Here is an 18,542-nt window from a genome sequence, read left to right on the forward strand (position 1 = left end):
AGATGATAAAGGAAAATATTAAATCAAGGTCTGAGCTAAAAGAAGAATTTAGCAACAATAAGAAGCTTACCCAGCAGCGCTTCTCCGAGCTTATCGATTCCATGCTTTCGCTAAAAGACGACCATTTTCGTGGAGTTTGGAAACATGGGACTGCGTATTACAAAGATGATGTAGTCATCTATAACAATACATTGTGGGTGTTGGATTTTCCCGAAAACGGGTCAGTTTCTACTTGTTCGAGGGAAGAGCCGGGCAAAGACCCCAACTGGGAAATGCTCACGGTAAAAGGCGAAGACGATGATTGGAAACTGCTAGAAGAGTCGGGCGATATGTATGCGCTCAACGAGAGGAATGTGGGGATAGGCACAAAAGAGCCGGAGGCAAAACTAGAGGTGACCGATGGGAAGAAAGGGCGTTTTTCCTTCAATCCAGATACCAAAAAAGATCCTGTTTTCACCATAGTAAATCTCGATCCTAGGTGCAATAAAAATTATCTTTCCACAGGAGTTGGGGTGACTTATGCGGTAAACGTAACCGATGCTCCCGAGGGCTTTTTGTTTGTAAAAGGACCAGAGCACGGGATGTATTGCAAAGAGGAAGCAGCGTACCACGGCAAAGAGTTGGTGCTGATAAAAGAAGGAGAAAATGGCAAGGCGCAAGTGGGGATAGGAACGCTCTCGCCCGAGGCCATGCTTCATGCTACAGATGAAGAAAATGGCGCACTTTTATTTCATCCCAAACAAGGGAAAAAAGTAGCCTTGCTTCTAAAGAAACTAGCCGACGAAGAAGGGGAGGACGAGAAAGTATTAGAAACAGAAATCAACAAGAACTTTGCTAGCTGGACTACGGACACCAAAGGTTTTTTGTTCAAAAGAATAATAGAAAACGAGGGCGAGGAAGAAAGCGATGAAGCCTGCGAAACCGAGGAAAAAGAATACTTGTTGGTAGCTATCCGACAACACTCGGACGGGCAGCCAGAGGTAGGAATAGGTACGAAAAAGCCTGAAGGGATGCTCGATATCACCGATAAGAAAAAAGGGCAATTCCTCTTTTCCCCCCAAACTAAAAAAGACCCCGTTTTCAGCATTATCAACCTCACGCCCGAGTGCAACCAAAACTACTTGGCTACGGGCGTTGGGAAGTTCTACTCCACTTTTGTGAGCGATGCCTCCAAGGGTTTTGCCTTCAAAAAAGGGGGGGAATACGGCGCGTTCAATGCGGAGCTGGATATTAACCAAGGCGAGTTGCTGATGGTGGTGCAAGAAGGAGAAAATGCGCTTCCACAAGTGGGAATTGGCATAAAAGATCCTCGGGCCACCTTGGATGTGAATTTACCCAATCAGGGTTGGGTGAAGGTACTGCCACAGAGCAACGATCAGACATTGATCAGCCTTGCCAATATCTCTTCGGAACGGCAATTGAACAACCTTTTGGTTGGTATAAACAGCGAATATGCTTCGTTTATAGGCAATGCCGACAAAGGTTTTGTATTTAAAAAAGGGGAAAAAGACGAAGAAACGGACTTGAGCAAAGGTGATGCTTTGGTTACGTTCCGAAAAGAAGGGCAGGTCGGGATAGGCACCACGGAGCCTGTGACCATGCTCGATATTACGAACAATAAAAGCGGGATTTTCCATTTTAATTTGAACAAAAAGCCCAATCCGTCTATGTGCATTGGGAATTTGCGACCCGGCAAAAAGCAATCTTATCTGACCACGGGCGTGGGCAATACCCGAGCTATTTGGGTGACCGATGCCCCTGACGGATTCGTGTTCAAAAGAGCTCCCGAAAATAGCGCAGAAAATGAGCACGTAGAGCTGGATATAAACCAAGGCGATGCGTTGGTGCACATCGTGCCCAAAGGAAATGGGAAAATGGGTATCGGTGCTTTTCCCGACGACAACTGGGAGCTGGATGTGTCGGGGAAAATCAGGGCATTTAACCTTCATCTTAGCACCAACGAAAACACCGCTCAGGTAAAAGAAAAACTAGGTGGGGTAATGGAAAAGCTGATGAAGCTGACCCCAGTGAAATTTGAGTGGAAAGGCTCGACTCCCTGCGCTGGTGAAGGTCAGCAAATCGGGCTGATGGCGCACGATGTGGATGAGCAATTTTCCGAACTGATCAAGCATGACAGAGAAGGAAACTTATCGGTTGCCTACCAAAATATGGTGGCGGTACTGGTAAAAGGCATGCAAGAGCAGCAAGAAATGATTGCAGAAAGAGATGAAAAAATAGCCAACCTCGAAGCCCAAGTCCAAAAGCAAAACGACACCTTGGAAGCCTTTGCCAAAAAGGTGGAAGAGCTAGAAAAACGCATCGATAAATGTGAAGGGTAGTAAAATGATTTTTTAATGTGCTGATATGCTAATGAAATATCAGATCAGCCATTCGTAGAGACGTCCATTTATGGCGTCTCGGATTAAGTAACCCACCAACTACAAACCAACCAAACCATTTTGGATAAAAATGCCCAAAAGCGTAACCATATCTAAAGCGAATTCACCTTTGCCAGATTACCTCGATTTCAAGAGGTTGAAGCAAGAAGGGATTACCTATATAGAGGAACTGGCTGGTAAAAACTGGACGGATTATAACCTTCACGATCCAGGTATCACCATCATGGAAGTGCTGTGCTATGCGCTGATGGATGTGGGCTATCGGCTAAACCTCCCTATAGAAGATCTACTTGTACCAAAGCCAGAAGACAGGAAAAATAGGGAAAATAGGGAAAATAACTTTTTTACTCCTTCCGAAATCCTAACAAATAACCCTCTGACCATCACAGACTACAGAAGGCTGTTGATGGACATAAAAGGAGTCAAAAACGTTTGGTTAAAAGTAGTGGAAAAAAGAAAGAGCGATGACAGTTCTGAGGCGGAAAAAGAATATCCAATTCGCAGTAGGCAGCCCATCTATCTCCATTGCCAAGAAGATAAACCTGTACTTAGTTATTTGGATGAGGAAAATGCAGCAGAACTTCATGAAGTGAAGCTCCGAGGGCTGTATCGGGTGTATTTGGAATTAGAAGAAAATTTTGCTTGGAATGATTGCGGGCAGCCGCTCATAGATAGGGGAAAAGTACTTTCCGATGTACGTCAGAGACTGCATGAACACCGGAATCTTTGCGAAGATTTTGAAGACTTTGTGTTGCTTGGGGAAGAAGGAATTGGCACGTGTGCCGAAATTGAGCTGAGTTCTAGTGCGAAGCCTGTGGAAGTGATGGTGAAGATTTTGGAAGCGCTTCATGATTTGCTTTCTCCTCAAATTCAGCATTATACCTTGCCACAATTGCTAGATAAGGGCAAAGCAATAGAAGATGTTTTTGAAGGGCGGCCACATTCCATGGATAGCCACGGGTTTATAGATGTGGACGAGCTGGAGCGTATAGAAAAAAGGGAAGTTCTCCATACTTCTGATTTCTACAATGTGCTGATAGATATTGAGGGAATCGTTGCCATCAAACGCTTGGAAATTGCCAGCTTTATTGACAATGTTCGGCAGACTACTTGGCAAAAATGGTGCTTGAGGCTTTCGGATAGTTACAGCCCCGTATTGGATATTGAAAATTCGAGAATTTCTTTTTTCAAAGGAGTGTTTCCCGTTTCCCTAAGGAGCGATGAGCGGATACTGGCAACAAGGAAATTTGAAGAAATAAAAGCCGCTACCCGCAAAGGAAAGTTGGATGCGTATAATCTCGACCTTGCCGTACCTTATGGGCAATTTAGGCTGCTTCACGATTATTATTCCATCCAAAATGAATTCCCGCTTACCTACGGAATTGGCGAAGATGGCTTGCCTTCTACGGCTTCCAACGAGGTAAAAATAAAAGCTAAGCAACTGAAAGGATACCTAACTTTGTTCGATCAAGTATTGGCGAATTACCTCGGCAGTGTGGCAAACCTGAGAGATGTTTTTGCCCTTTTCGATCCTGTAAAACCGCACACCTATTTCTCTCAACAACTTGAAGAGAAAAATACGCCCAAAGTAACCGAGCTACTTTTCAATTATGCAGATGAAAACGACCCGTCTTATTCTTCCGAGCTAGAAAATATTACGGAAAATAGCGAAGAGTTTGTCGAGCGAAGGGAGCGGTTTTTAGATCATTTGCTGGCGAGGTTCTCCGAAGATTTTACCGACTACGAGACTTTGGTGACAAGCTTGGACGGGATAAAAGCAGAGCCCAGCCAGATGAATGCCGACAAGGAAAACTTCTTAAAAAACTATCCGACCACGAGTAGAAACCGAGGCATAGGCTACAATTATCTTTTGCCTGATTTGGGTACAAATGCTGGCTTTTTGGAAAGAACGGCTGACTTACTTGCACTCAAAGGCTGCGGCGATCATACTTCTCAACTCAATCATTTTAAAGTGGTGAAGGAGTGCGAAAAGCATTATTTTGAAATAAGAAACTGCGAGGAAGTATGGCTGAAAAGCTGCGAAGGTTTTGAGAGCGAAGAGGAGGCAAAGCTAGCTTTTGACCGCCTGTGCCATCACTTATTTGAGGAAGATCATTACGCCCTTAGCGAGTGCTTTCCATTTACTTTTTGGTTTGAAAATAAGAAGGGGAAGAAAATCGCTTCGCACCCACACTCGTACAACACCGCCGACGAGCGAGATTTTGCCCTCGAAAAACTGTTGGTTTTTTTGAAAACAGGAATACCTTTCCAACTCGATAAAATAGAAGGGCTTTTCCATTTTGAATTGCAAAACTCAGAAGGAGAAACGGTACTTAAAAGTATAAAAGGCTACGAAACCGAAGAAGAAGCCAAGCAGGTTTTGTGCCTTGCCCTCGCCTTAGGTCGGGATATTGCCAACTACTCGGGCAAGCCTTGCGAGGAAACTCCCTTTGGTTTTGGACTTGTTCATGGTGAAGATGCTGTTGCGGTGCATCCTTCTTGCTACGAAACCGAAGAAGCAAAAGATCAGGCTATTCAAAAACTGCATCATTTCATTCGCCTAAGGGGACTGGATGGCGAAGTGCGGGTAATGGAAGGATATTTTTTGGCGGTGATAAAAAGAGGAGATCAAACGCTGTTGACAAATATCCACCAGTTTGCTACGCAGGAAGAGGCGCAAGCGGTCTGCGAACAATTGCTCGAACTTGCAAAAGTGGGCGAGAACTACTTTCTCTTACACGATGAGAAAAGCTGCGAATATGGTTTTTACTTGACAGACGGAGAAGGGGAAAAAATAGCTGAGCACAAAGGAGTGTACGAATCGGAAGAAGAAAGAACTACCGCTATTGAGGCGATAGTGGCGTATCTGACCGAAACAGAAAATGCTCCTTGCGAGGCGGTGGAAATAACCGATACCTACCATTTTTTGCTGAAGGATGAGTATGGAAATGTCCTTTTGGAAAGCAAGGGAGAGTACGCTTCGGAAGAGGAAGCCAACTTGGCTTTGGAAAAAGTAGCGAAGCTCGTTGTGTGTCGAGGGAATTTCAAGCTTGCCTTCGATGATACATCTTGCAAGTTCGGTTTCATCTTGACCGATAAGCAAGGGAAAACCTTGGCGAAACATCCTGTGTTTTTTGCCGATGAAGAATATGCCGAGACAAAGCTTCAGCAAGTTTTTGAGTATTTGAAGAGGGATTATTTGCTTGTCAATATCTCTGATCCTTCGCTCAATTATTATTTTTTCCTCAAAGATAAAGAAGGAAACAACTTGCTTTCTAGCAATAAAAGTTATGCTTCGGAGCAAGAAGCGTTGGCTGCTTTTTGCCTACTAGAGGAAATCGGTAAAAAACTTGCCTCGTACCGAAAAACCGCTTTTTCTGACTCATTTTCTTATGAATTGGTAGATGAAGAAGGGCAAGTGTTGGCAACTCCAAGGCTTGCTTTTCCCACCGAAGAAAAACGAGATAAGGCAATTGAATACATCCTTGTTTTTCTGCTGACCAAGGGCGTTTCCCATGAGCTTTCATCGAAAAAAGGAAAATGGGGTTTCAGCGTATTAGGTAAAAAAGAACAGCCTCTTTTGGAAAGCGAGAAGGGTTACGAGGAGAAAATGGAAGCGTTAGAAATGCTTTCTATGTTGATAAAACAAGGGGAAGAGCCAGCGAATTACCGCCTTACGGGTGATGAAAAAAGCTGTGAATATAGCTTTGCAGTGTTGGGTGAGGAAGGAGAAGTGTTGGCAAATGCAACGAAAATATTTAGCGAGCCAGCCGAGCGGGATAGGTGGAAGGACAAGGTGATCGAGTACCTCAACTCCTTTGAAATTGAGTCCGAAATAGTGGTCTCGGATGGGCTTTATCAGTACCAGATTTTGGATGACGATTGCAATACAGCACTTACTAGCGAGGAAATATTTAAGAGCAAAAGGCAAGCGTTGTGGGCATTTGAAGAAGCGATGTCGCTCGCTGCCAACAGGGATAACTACCTCTACAAGGGCAAAAAAGGCAACTATGGTTTTGCCCTTTGCGACTATGCCGGGCAAGTGATTGCCTCGCACCCTGAAACTTACAAAACCATAAAAGCTCAAAAAGAGGTAGTTTCCGAGTGCCAATATCAATTTGACGGGGCGGAAGTTGAACCTAAGTTTGCTCCTGAAAAACCGGGCTACCGTTTTGGTTTGTTTGACGACGAAAAAAACTTGCTGATCAAAAGCAGGCAGCAATTTGAGGTAGCCGAATCGGATGCGTCTGATTGTGGTTGCAGTGCTGGGGGCTGCGAAGGATCGGACGAAGCTTGGGAAGCCGTGGATGATTTTGTTCCTTTTGCCCAAGACTCAGCTAATTTCTACCCAACTGACAGTGAATGCAGCGGGGAATACAGCTTCGTAATAGCCAAGCCAGACTACCAAGTTGCCTTTTCTTCCCAAGAGTTTGAAGAGGAAACGGGTGGACAAACCGGAGGGATTCCCTCGACTTTGCTGGCAAAAATCTCCCAAATAGTTTCGTCTCTTGACTTGCTCACCATTTTGTACACATCGCTGGTGGAAGACGAAGAAACCAGTCTTTGGGGCTTTGAAGTAAGCTTGGGCAAGCTGTTGGTTTTCAGAAATAAAAAAGCCTTTTCTACGAAAGAAGCTGCCGAGCAGGCTCTGGCTGTAGTGCTGGAAAAAGCGAAGGAGATTGATAATTATGTTCCTAGGGAAATTATTCGGACAGAAGCTTGTTCGGATTCGGAGGAGGAAACAATAACTCATTTTAGCTACGATCTTGCCGAAGAATGTGGGGAAGTAATAGCCGTAGGGACAATCGAATTTGATACGGAAGAAGAGCGGGAGACAGCTGTTTTTGATTACTCCTTAGATTTTTGCCATTATTTATTGTTGAAACTGGAAGGCTTAGGCGAATACTTTTGGTTTAGCTTGTATGATGTTGGAGATGAAACCTTGCTCCGCTCATTTGCCGATTTTTCCTCCGAAGATGAAGCACTGATCGATTTTTGGGCATCGCTAGCTCTTCTTGGCAACAGCGAATCGTACCAAATTTATAAGAATGAAAATGGGGCTTGGGCCTTCCAAGTTGTAGATAAAAGCAAGGTATTAGCCAGTTCTGCTACTTTTTCTTCCAAAGAGGAACGAGATGCGAAAATGGAGGGCATCCTAAAAATGGTCAATTGCGAAGGAGTACATTTGGTAGAGCATATTTTGCTGCGCCCTAGCTCCACTGCTGATACGCTTTTGCCCATCCACATAGATAAAACCTGTTACGAAGAAGCGCTCCAAGAAGAAGAAAGCACCATGGGCGACCCTTATTCTTTTTGGGTTTCTGTGGTCATCCCTTACTGGACCGAGCGATTTAGGCAGATGGAATTTCGAAAGTTTTTTGAAGATACGCTCCGCAAGGAAGCTCCCGCCCATGTGGCACTAAAAATCTGCTGGGTAGACCCAAGGCAGATGTGCAATTTTGAAAGTGCATACCAAGAATGGAAACTCGAAAAAGCGTTTAACGAGCAGTCTTGTGCCCTCAGCTCTGTGCAAAACAGGCTCATAGATATTCTTACAAGTCTCAAAAATCATTTCCCAAGCAGGTCACTCATAGGCGGCTGTGGAGAGGAAAATGGAGACATTGACGATGCCGATCAGTACCTCGTGCTGGGGCAAAGTATTTTGAAAGATTGATCAACTCCTTCGATCACAAAACCTTGATAAAAAAATAATTAGTGATGACAACGAACCTTAATTCTGCGGAAAAGAGAGTATATCCTGAGTTTGTTGCAAACCAGGTGTTGACTCAAAAAGATCTCAACAATATTGTTGGTTATCTGGACGAGCAAAACCGCCTTACCCGCACCCAGTTGGTAGGGTCGGGGGTTGTGTGTGGGCTAGAGGTATCGAGAGGAGAAAACAATGCTATTGTTATTTCAAATGGGCTGGGAATAACCTCAGAAGGTTTTTTGGTAAGGGAAGAATTGAAGAAAAAGGAGAGCTTTGGAGGGGAAATACCTGAGGTAGAAGCAGCTGAAGGAGAAGAACAACATATAGCAACAGAAAAGAAATATACCCATTACAAGGAGTATAATATTCCCCAAAAATACTTCCATCTTAAGAAGGAGTTCGATAAAAATGAGCCCAAAACAACTACAACGGCAGCGAGCACTGAAGAGAAAATAGTCACTGCTTTTGAGTTGTTGGAAAGCAGCATGGAGGGCGCTACAAGTTTAGAAGGTAGAACTGAGGCGTTTTTGAAGAGCCATTCGGTTGTTCTTTTTCTTGAGCAAGAGGTTGCTTATAAGGACAGTTGTAACGGAGATTGTAATTCTACGGGAATAAAGCGCAGTTTCGATATCAAGAAACTTCTGATTGCAAATACTATTCTAGATGACCTACTTAAGGTAGGCTATGAAATAGGCGATGCAACAGTTGATACTTTTTTTAAAGGAAAATATTTGCTGGAATCACCTAGGTTAAGGCAGTTTGGTTACACCGAAAGTTTGGGGAAAATCTCTCTTACCAATATCAATTCGGTAGAGATTTTCTACAATAGGTACTATCACGTTTGTGAGCTGGGCATCGGGGATATTTCAGCCAAGCTTAATAATCTTTACCATACATTTTCCACCGTTTTTACCTTTAGTATTTTCAAAGGCTATACACACAGTAGTTTGAAAAATGCTTTTAGTGGTGTGCAGACGACTTTGCAATCATATTTGCAAAAAGATTACGATATCCAGTATTTTTATGCCTTTTTGGGTGATTTGGTGTTGGCTTACGAAGAATTTAGGGCAGCCGCATTTGACCTGATGGACGATTGTGGGATTGGAAACGAGCGTTTTCCCTATTTTCTTTCCCTTGGCGAGGCTGTGGTAGATGAACCGTGTAAAGGCTCGCCTTATCGGATGGATTTCACTCAACCTCCTATCTATAATGGCAACCAGAAACGTGTGAAGGAAGTGAAAGTGCTTTACGAACGTTTGTTGTTTTTGCTTGAAGGTAACAAGGAAAACACGTTGGTGAATTTTGAAATACCGAAAGTAGATGAAATAAAGGATGAAAGCGGTACGCTCGCAATTACGAAGACAATTCCTAGCCAGAAAAGAGGAAGTGCCCTGAGCCAACGGGCAATTCCCTATTATTATAAAGAAGAAAGCGTTGCAGCTCTCAAGCCCAAATGGAGCTTTGAAAAATGGAGGAAATGCCAATCGGATGCAATTTATAATTTTTACACTACCCCAGCAGAAGCGTTTACGTGGCACATGGAATCGCCCGATTTTTATAGGATAGAAGGGCAGGTGGGGAAAGGTTATGCAGAAGTGATGGGTAGTATTTCCGATCAGCGGCTAGCCTATAATCTACCTTTCGACTTAGTGGGGGTGAAGCTTGGTTCACGCTTTGCCGACGATGATTTTGATATAAAATGCTATTTCGAATTGCTCAGCTTGCTCAATGCTGAGCTGCTCTGTGTACTCTGCGAAAAGCTTACGCCATTTCTTATGAATAATGCAGGATCTTTGCCGGGGACTTCACCTCGACTGGAGGCTTGGAGGGCAATTGTAGGGCAAATAGAAGCGGGGGAAAATATAAGCACCACAAGCCCAACCTTTGGGGAAGAAGACCAAGCATTTATCAAGCTCTTTTCTGCATGTAAAAAAAGTAGTTCGACCGGAAGGAAGACTGATCCTTTGTTTTTCATGTATCTTTTTAGAAATGAGCTAAGTCAAGGTCAATTTGGAGTTAGTGTATTACCTGTTTTTTTTGAGATGATGAATACCTTAGTCGCACTGATAAACGGTCCGCTGAGCGAAACAGGTTGCGATATCGAAAAATTGAGTTACGATTATTTGGAAAGGTTCATTTCTACAACTAAAAACCTGATTGCAGAACTTGAGAAACAGGGAGGAAGTGATGATGATGGTAATGATAATGAATTGATATCTAGCCTGAAAGCATTGATCAATTGCTGTGAGATTACGAAGTTCAAGAATCTGAAAACACATATTGATTGCTATAAGAGCCAGTTTTTGTTCCACAATTTTGCCTTAAAGCACCCTGGTCTGGAACATGGTGGAGGTGTACCCAGAGGCGGAACATTTGTGGTGGTCTATGCGGAAACGGAGAATCTTGCCTCTTTTTTGAATACTAACAATTCTGACAAGAACCTTCATCTATTGAGGCATCTTTTGGGGCAAGAAAATGAGGACGATGTACAGGTTTCCATTTCCAATTTTGATAAGCGGATAGTAGTTGGTGATTTTTATCTGCCTTACAGTTGCGCTTCCGATTGCCCGCCAGTGGCTACGTTGGTAGAGCGACCAAAGCCGGTGATCTATTTAAACCCATCTGTTTTTTGTGGTGGAGTGGAAGGGGAGTATGGAATCTTCCTTTTCCCGCAAGGCGGAGAAATTGTAGAACCTCGCTCAGCAGCCATAAGAAAAGATGCTGCTTCCGGGAAATATTACTTCGTACCGTCTAAAGTAGAAGCTTCAGATTACATAGCCAACTCTAAAAAAATTAAGCTGGTTTACTTGGTGAACGGATCGAAAGGGGAGACGGAGGTAACGGTGTTCCCAGCCGTAAATGCCGAATTTAGTGGGCTTAAAAACTTCTATTGTATAGATGAAAACACAGAAGAACCTACACAAGTAACCTTGTTGCCAGACGATACCTCTGTGGAGAGCACGTTTAGTGCGAAGATTGTTGGGGGAGGTGACTTGCCATTGACTAAGGGTAGATTGTTGTCATTATCAGGAAGGTCAATTCCTGAAGAAGGTCAGGTAATGATTGAAGTTATGCATAAGGTGGTTAGTAATGAATCTACCTGCCCAAATAGCCTTACCAAGCAAAGTTTGTTGGTCTTGAAACCAAATGTCGAATTTGCCATTGAGTACCAAGGTGAGCCTTATTCGGCAGATGAAAATGGGGTTGTTCAGATTTGTATTGAAAAAGAAGGGGAGAAAATCCAATTGGTTCCAGTGGAAGGCGGTGGAGAGTTTGCGGCAGATGTTTCTTCGGTAGCAGAGGACGGAACGTACACGGTCAGCTTCCCAGCTGGCTCTAATGATAAGCGGGTGACTGTCCAATTCATCTATACAATAAAACGAGCATACAACTTGCCCGATGGCACGGAGGAAGTTTGTGAAGAATCTAATACCGTTACTGCTTTAATTGCCGAAAGGGTAAATACTGAGTTTACTGGCTTGGATGAATCGTATTGTATAGACCGAAATCCAAAACTTGGAACTAAAGTGACGCTTGTGCCAGCAGATCCGACGGTAAAAGGAGTATTTATTGTGGATGGCAATGCGCTTGAAGGAAATATAGTTAATCTGAACGCAAGTTTATTACCTGCCGAGCAAGAGGAAACAACCCTCGAAGTTCGGTATGAAACCATTGGCGGTGGAGCACTTTGCCCAAGCAGCACTTCTAAACTGGTCGAGCTTAAGTTGAGGCCAGCAGTAGAATTTACGTTATTGGAAGAAAATACGATGCTTCTACTTTCAGAAACCACAACGCTAGGCGGCGAGTTTAGCAGCAAGGCATTTGTAATAGAAGATGAGCTAGAAGGAAGAGTGGAATTTGAAAAAGATGAAGAGAATCCAAGGTTGTTCCGACTAAACTTTGAAAAAGTTTTTGAGGAGAGCGAAGATGCGAAGGAAGCATTTATTTCCATCACCTACTCCATTAATCCTGAAGATGGATGCGCCAATAGTTTTACCGCCAATGAGTTTCAAATCTTTAGGCAAAGTGAAGAAGAAGAGCCTGAGGTTGTAGAAAGCCCTACCGACTCACTTGATGCTATCGATACTGCCCTCAGCGAAAATTTTGTAAAAATTGTAAGAGTTTCTGAGGAAGAAAGAACTGCTCCTTTGGGCGAATTCAGAAAAGGGTTGAAGCAATTCCTAGAGCATTTGGAAACAAAACCCAATGACATAAAAACTGGTAGCAATGAAGCTGCAATATTTGATAAGCTCGAAGTCTTTGTAAAGAAATTCAAAACTGAAAATATCAATTTCAATGCGGGTGGGGCGACTTCTAAGCCGATTAACCAAACCCTAAAACAAGTGCAGAAAGGTGAGAAGAAAAAGCCTTTGTTGGAAGAAAACTTAGAGGTGATCTTGAAAAGTGTGAAGTAATTGTCAGCTGAGCAAAAACATATCATCCGGAGGCAAGTGTTTGATTTGAAGCTGCCGAAGCAAGAAGGTGCTTTTCAGCTTCAGGAAGAGGTGAAAGAACTGTTTTATGAGCAAATTTCGCCTATGCTAGAAAAGCTGTTTTCCGAAATTGCTCCTGCTGACAAAGTCCTTTCCATTGATAATTTAACCTTGGATTTGGGCAAAATTCCACTCGCCCAGTTGCAAGAAAGCTTGCTGAAAAGGATAGAAACAGAATTTAGAGAAAGAGTAAAAACTGAGGTGGGAGGTAGGCTATCTGTAGCAAAAAGGAGCAGGGAAAAAGATCGGGACGATGCTTTTTTAGAGAGGGAAAAGAGCCGTTCAAACTGGGAAGTGTTTCTGTATTTTTTGGCGATGGGAAATATGCCTTGGAACTCGACCTTGGGAAGCATTTCTGCCTTGGAAAAGGAAATACAGGTGTTTTTGGAAGATAAAAACGTGTTTCCTGAGCAGCTAAAAACAGAATTGGCTCGCCATCTGGCTGAGAAAAAAATACTGATTCGTTTGGTCAGCCAGTTTTCCAATCACTTTTTAGCAACGGTGATGGATAGGCTGTTAGGGAAAGAAATAAATGAGCTAAGGTCTCTGTATCTGCTGGTGGAAAAGCAAGCGGAAGACTTTGGGTTGGGAAGGCGAGAGCAGCAAGAGCTGAGGCAAGTTTATTGGTTCGTTTCTCTTGAAAAAGCGGTTCGTCAGCCTTCGGTTAAAAGTATCGAACTTATAAAATCAGCCTTGGAAGCTGTAGTTCTTTATTTTTCAAACATCACTCAAAAAAATAAACAAGCTGTATGTGAAGAACTTGACAAGCAGTTGCTCATTTTGCAGAAGAGCAAAAGCATTTCCAACTTGCCAGTTGCGAGTAGTAGAAAAGTGCTAGAGGAATTGAAGAAAGAGTGGGCTAAAAGAGAGGGAAAAGGTTCGGAGGTGAAGGGAAACCCAATACAACATCTAACCGAAAAGAAACCTTTCCAAAAGGATAAAGAAGATCAGGTTAAATCGTCTGGCAAAGGGATCTCTCAAAAAAAATCAGGCAATCCAACTCAAAATGAAGATAGTTTTAAAAGCACAAACCCTTCCTTTTCTCTCGATAAAACTGCTGGAAAAAGTGAGAAGAAAGCTTTGGGAGGGTTAGCAGATAAAACAAGAGAAAATGACCTTTCGGCGAAAGCCAAAGAAGAAAAGGCAGAGAAAAGTAAAGACCAATTTCAACATCGAGTTTTGCAAAACGAACAAGAAGGAGTTTACATCAAAAATGCTGGTTTGGTATTGCTTGCCCCTTTCATTCCCACGCTCTTTGGCAAATTAGGTTTCGTTTCAGAAAAGGCGATCAGTCATAAAGATAAAGCGGTGCATCTGTTGCAATATTTGGTGAGCGGCGCATCTCAGACCGATGAGTCAGAGCTGACACTTAACAAGCTGCTTTGCGGAATTTCTCTCAGTGAGCCTATTGCACAAGAAGCCTTTTTCCACCCCGAGGAACTTGCCGAGGCAGACGGAATGCTGGAAGCGGTAATTGAGCATTGGAAAGCCTTGAAAGGAACTTCCATACAAGGGTTGCAAGAAACTTTTTTGCAAAGGGATGGCAAACTTTCCCGCACAGCAGATAAAAAATGGCTGCTTCAAGTAGAGCAAAAAGCTTACGATATTCTACTTGCCCAACTTCCTTGGGGCTATTCGATGGTCAAGCTTTCGTGGATGGAAGATGTGCTCACTGTAGAGTGGGCTTGAAGAAATTAAAGATAAAATTTAAGTACACTATTAATTAGAAATATGGTTTAGAAATAAATTTTCTGGCATCTCTCCGTTATCAGATAACATCTTATCTGAAACTTAAAAACACAACAATGCCAGATATCAAGAATAAAGAAAACATTCTCGCAGCTTTAGAAAATTTGCCCCCTTTTCTTAAGGAGCTAAAAGTAATTGACGAGGAATTAAAACTTGATATGTTTAGTGTCTTTGAAGAACATTCGTTTGGTAAATTCCCAGTCAATGTGGTTGGTAATTTGGATATCGGTTCTTCGCTCTGTGTATTCAACGATGTGGGGGATAATTCAAGAGAAGAGCTAGTGGGCGAAGACGATATTATCAGCGATGTGGATCAGCCCGATGAAGTGTTGATTGTACCAGATTATGCTTCTCAAGCCTATGTTCAATACGGTTTGGGTGTTTCGTTGGAAGCTGCGGGAAGCTTGGATAAAATTGGTTTTGCCTTTTCAGGAGATGCAAGCGTGAGGGCAAATACGTATAAGCTCCATGCCCCTTCTGACTTATTGTTAAAAGCAGTTGCTGAGGACTTAGCTCCATTTCATTGGGTTTTCAGTATAGATGATTTAAAAGAACTAAAAGAAAACGAGGCATGCACATTAGCATTTGCTGGTTCGTTAAATTCCTCAATAGAAGTAAGTTGGGGTGATCTTTACACCGGAGGACTTGCTGGGGCTTCCCAACTATTAAAGACCGCTTCACCGATTACCATAGAAGTAGATGCAGGTGCTTCGGTTCAGTTTGATATTGACATAGCCGACGACTTCCTCTTGGTGATCAAAAAAATAGCCGATGACAAGTTTGAAGTTGGGGTCAAAAAAGCAAAGCGTCGCTCAGTTGGTGCAGGGCTTTCCATCGGGGTGTCGGCTTCTTTGTCGCCCGATAGCCAAGTAGCTGTCCAAAAACTGATGGAGGGCTTGGTTGAAAAGCTCCTCAACAGAGGAAAGAAAGAAATAGATGAGGCGCTGAGTAAAACCAATGTGGATGAGTTGGCTGATGAGCAGAAGGAAACCATTGAAAAGGTTGCGGCAGTGTTGGGGCTTCCCTCGCCTGAGGCAACACTGGATGAGCTGAGGCTAAAATGGGCAGAGTTGGTTGCCAACCTCTACCAAACCATTGAGAAAATTGCCAAGGCAAAGGTGGAAGCTGGGGTTCGGTTTGAATACAGCCAGTTGAAAACAGAAAATTCTTTTTTGGTAGGTGTGCTTACGGAAGATGCGCTGGAAAAATACCATTCTGACTTGTTGAGATTCAAGGTCAAGCCTCTGCTGATGGACAGAAGCAAGGGGGTGAAAATCAAAAGGTTTTTACAAGAAAAAAGCTTCAAACGGACAACAGGATTTGGTTTTGACCTAAAAATAGGGGAAAAGGGCTTAAGTTTTGACCATGAAATAAATGTGGAGTTATTGGAAAGAACCAATGAAAAGCTTCAAAAGTATGTGGTTTCCAAGTCCGATAAATCCTTTGAAGGAAAGCTTTTAGGCGAGTCTTTTAGTTGGACAGCTAATCTCCATGCAGAAACAAATGGTTTTGTAAGCGACCTGAAAATAGGCGATTTCGACTATAGCTTGCAATTAGGCTTTGAGTGGAAAGAAGACAAAAAGCTCGAAAAAGGGGAAATCAAAAAGGTATCGAAAAGAGCGGCACTTTGGGGGTTAGTACCTGAGTCTATGATTGATGAGCTGAAGGATAAACTTGCCGACGAACTAAAGACTAAGGATGCTGTTGACATCACGGTGTCTTTAAAAATGGGTGTACCTAAAGGTTTGTTCAAAGATATCATCGAACAACTGTACAGGCTCAAGCAGGAAAACCCTCGTGTATACGACGCTATTCTAGGGCAATCGATGCTCGCTTGTTCCAAAGCTGCTGACAAAGGCAAAGTGAAAGATTTGTTGGAAGGCAAGCATATCGAGAAGCTGGAGGAGGCTATGGAAATAATGATAGGTAGGGCAGGGGAAACATATTCGGCTTCTGTATTGAAAAAAATGATCAAGGGTTTTGGTAAGTTCCACAACAACGTTTACCGAATGAAGGCTCTCGGCTATTTGATGTATTATTTCGCCCTTATCTTAAAGCGAGATAGTGAAATTGAGCCTTTCCTTATGATAACCTACGAAAAGCATGGAAAGCGCAAAGAAATGCCTATCCTCAGGCAAAAGGTAACCCATTTGCCGAGTTGAGAATATTGTTAAAATGCTTTTGTCTCTATACGTCTATCCGAAAAAGAAGAAATTAATTTAACCCCAAAAGTCATGTTTGCAAGAGCGAATCAACAGGAGGGCTTGGTTAAGCCTTCGTCAAACTTTTTTAGGGCAAATAATATCTTTCCCAAACTCACCATAGGTCAGCCCAACGATAAGTATGAGCAGGAGGCAGATGCAATGGCAAATAAGGTGACGGCGATGCCTGAACCTAGTGTTGCCCAGAGGAAATGTGCCGAGTGCGAGGCAGAGGAAAGCATGCAAACAAAACCTTTGCTTCAGAAAAAGGAGAAGGAAGAGGACGAGCCACTTCAGACAATGAGCATTCAGCGGTCGGAAGAGGAAGAGGAACCGCTCCAAACCAAGGTAGAAAGTAGTAGAAGTGAGACAGAAGCCTCCTCCACTTTACAAGATCAATTACGAGCGAGCAAAGGAGGAGGATCGCTGTTGCCGGATGCCACCAACCAATTTATGAGCAATGCCTTTGGAAGTGATTTTAGCAATGTACGTGTACATAACGGTCACTCTGCCCAAGAGATGAACCAAGGTATCCAAGCGAAAGCGTTTACCCACGGTTCGGATATTTATTTTAATAAAGGACAGTATTCGCCCGAAACATCGAGTGGGAAAAACCTTTTGGCACATGAGCTTACGCATGTGGTGCAGCAGGGTGCTGCCTCGTCTGGTATTCATAAGAAAGAAGTAATTCAACGTACGGAAGATCTAGCTGCGACAAGGTTTTCAGGCAATAGTATTTTAGAAAGGGTATTTGATGGACAGATTACTATCAGTAAGAATTCTCGCCGAAGTGGCACACATGTCCGACTCATTCAGGAATCACTGTTGGCTTTAGGTTATACATTACCTATTCATGGGGCAGATGGGGTCTTTGGTTCAGAAACAGAAGCTGCGATCAGGCTGTTCCAAATCGATATGGGAGCTACTGACCTTGATGGGATCATTGGTGCTAGAACCATGCGCTTTTTAGATATGCAGGATTCTGGGAACACCGGAATACCTGGTCCCGTCGCCCCTCCAGCGCCTGTTGGTCCTTTCCCTCCTGCTACGAGTGCTATTTTCTCTGAAGCACCTAACGAGGCATTTTCAGGTTACGACAATTCAGTCGCTCCCAATTGGCTGGTTGTACCAGTAAATGCTAGGAGGCGGGCAAATGTGGCGATTACTCCTGTTGGAGCAAATCCAACTTATGTAAGCGATAATCCTGCAGTGGCTACCGTGAACCAAGTAGATGAAGGAGTGGTAGTCACAGGAGTATCACATGGTACAACGGTTATAAAAGTCATGGAAGGGGTAACAGAGCTTGCGAGGTTGAGAATCTCTGTGAAAAATAAACTGGAACGTACGGTTGATTTTCACTTTATGCGCGATAATGCAGTTCCTCCTCATCAAACAGCTAGGTCTGCCGCAACGGCAGATCGTCTGACTGCCACCTTAAATCAACTTTGGCACCGGCAGGCAAATATCCGTTTCAGAAAAGGTGTGGTTGACTCTCCTACAGTTCCGAGTAACCTTGGTGGGCAAGTTCTGTGGACTGCCACATTACCAAACGAATGGAATACGGTAACAGCTTTTGCTACAGGCGCAAATCTGAATGTATTTCTAGTTTGGGAGTATGAGCAAGATGCGACCCCTTTGGTAGATAATACAAATGCAGGTACGTTGGCAGGTAATACCATCCTCGAAGATAACGAATGTGGGGATGTGCTTACTATTGCACACGAAGCAGGTCATTTCCTGGGACTGGGCCATACGGGTAATGGCATTATGACAGGATGTCCAGGGACAAACCGACGTAAAGTGTTCAAGGTAGACGTTGATATTGTAAATCCTTAAAAGAGAGTTGCTTCTTCGAATTGACCGTGAATTGGGAAAAAGTATAGTTTCTTCAAATAAAAGTATTGAACAGAAAAATAAAGATTTTATTAGTGTCGCTGCTCCTTTTGGTAGCTTGTGTTTGTTGTAAAAAGCGTTCGGCTGAAGAGGAGAC

6 protein-coding genes are annotated in these 18,542 nt (G+C 43.3%); all 6 read left to right on the forward strand.

All coding sequences use genetic code 11. From position 1 onward, the window contains the following. The first annotated feature begins 2 nt into the window (after nucleotides 1–2). Nucleotides 3–2,339 carry a tail fiber domain-containing protein gene (locus tag R9C00_03385; GenBank protein WPO36486.1) on the forward strand — a complete coding sequence of 779 codons (2,337 nt, stop codon included), beginning with the start codon at nucleotides 3–5 and terminating at the stop codon, nucleotides 2,337–2,339. 130 nt (nucleotides 2,340–2,469) lie between these two features. Further along, complete coding sequence (locus R9C00_03390; protein WPO36487.1) at nucleotides 2,470–8,073, forward strand: hypothetical protein; 5,604 nt, start codon at nucleotides 2,470–2,472, stop codon at nucleotides 8,071–8,073. A gap of 44 nt (nucleotides 8,074–8,117) precedes the next feature. Further along, nucleotides 8,118–12,524 (forward strand): hypothetical protein, encoded by a 4,407-nt coding sequence (locus R9C00_03395; protein ID WPO36488.1) that lies wholly within the window; start codon nucleotides 8,118–8,120, stop codon nucleotides 12,522–12,524. Beyond that, complete coding sequence (locus R9C00_03400) at nucleotides 12,525–14,291, forward strand: contractile injection system tape measure protein (protein WPO36489.1); 1,767 nt, start codon at nucleotides 12,525–12,527, stop codon at nucleotides 14,289–14,291. A 116-nt stretch (nucleotides 14,292–14,407) separates the two neighbouring features. Further along, complete coding sequence (locus tag R9C00_03405; protein ID WPO36490.1) at nucleotides 14,408–16,513, forward strand: hypothetical protein; 2,106 nt, start codon at nucleotides 14,408–14,410, stop codon at nucleotides 16,511–16,513. 72 nt (nucleotides 16,514–16,585) lie between these two features. After that, nucleotides 16,586–18,388, forward strand: a complete 1,803-nt coding sequence (locus R9C00_03410; protein ID WPO36491.1) for a DUF4157 domain-containing protein — start codon at nucleotides 16,586–16,588, stop codon at nucleotides 18,386–18,388. Nucleotides 18,389–18,542: the final 154 nt, after the last annotated feature.

The sequence above is a fragment of the Flammeovirgaceae bacterium SG7u.111 genome (assembly GCA_034044135.1).
Classification (GTDB): Bacteria; Bacteroidota; Bacteroidia; order Cytophagales; family Flammeovirgaceae.

Bases quoted from the DNA above. Each gene is read 5' to 3' on its own strand.
- R9C00_03385 (WPO36486.1), top strand. From the start codon at position 3: ATGATAAAGGAAAATATTAAATCAAGGTCTGAGCTAAAAGAAGAATTT.
- R9C00_03390 (WPO36487.1), top strand. From the start codon at position 2,470: ATGCCCAAAAGCGTAACCATATCTAAAGCGAATTCACCTTTGCCAGAT.
- R9C00_03395 (WPO36488.1), top strand. From the start codon at position 8,118: ATGACAACGAACCTTAATTCTGCGGAAAAGAGAGTATATCCTGAGTTT.
- R9C00_03405 (WPO36490.1), top strand. From the start codon at position 14,408: ATGCCAGATATCAAGAATAAAGAAAACATTCTCGCAGCTTTAGAAAAT.
- R9C00_03410 (WPO36491.1), top strand. From the start codon at position 16,586: ATGTTTGCAAGAGCGAATCAACAGGAGGGCTTGGTTAAGCCTTCGTCA.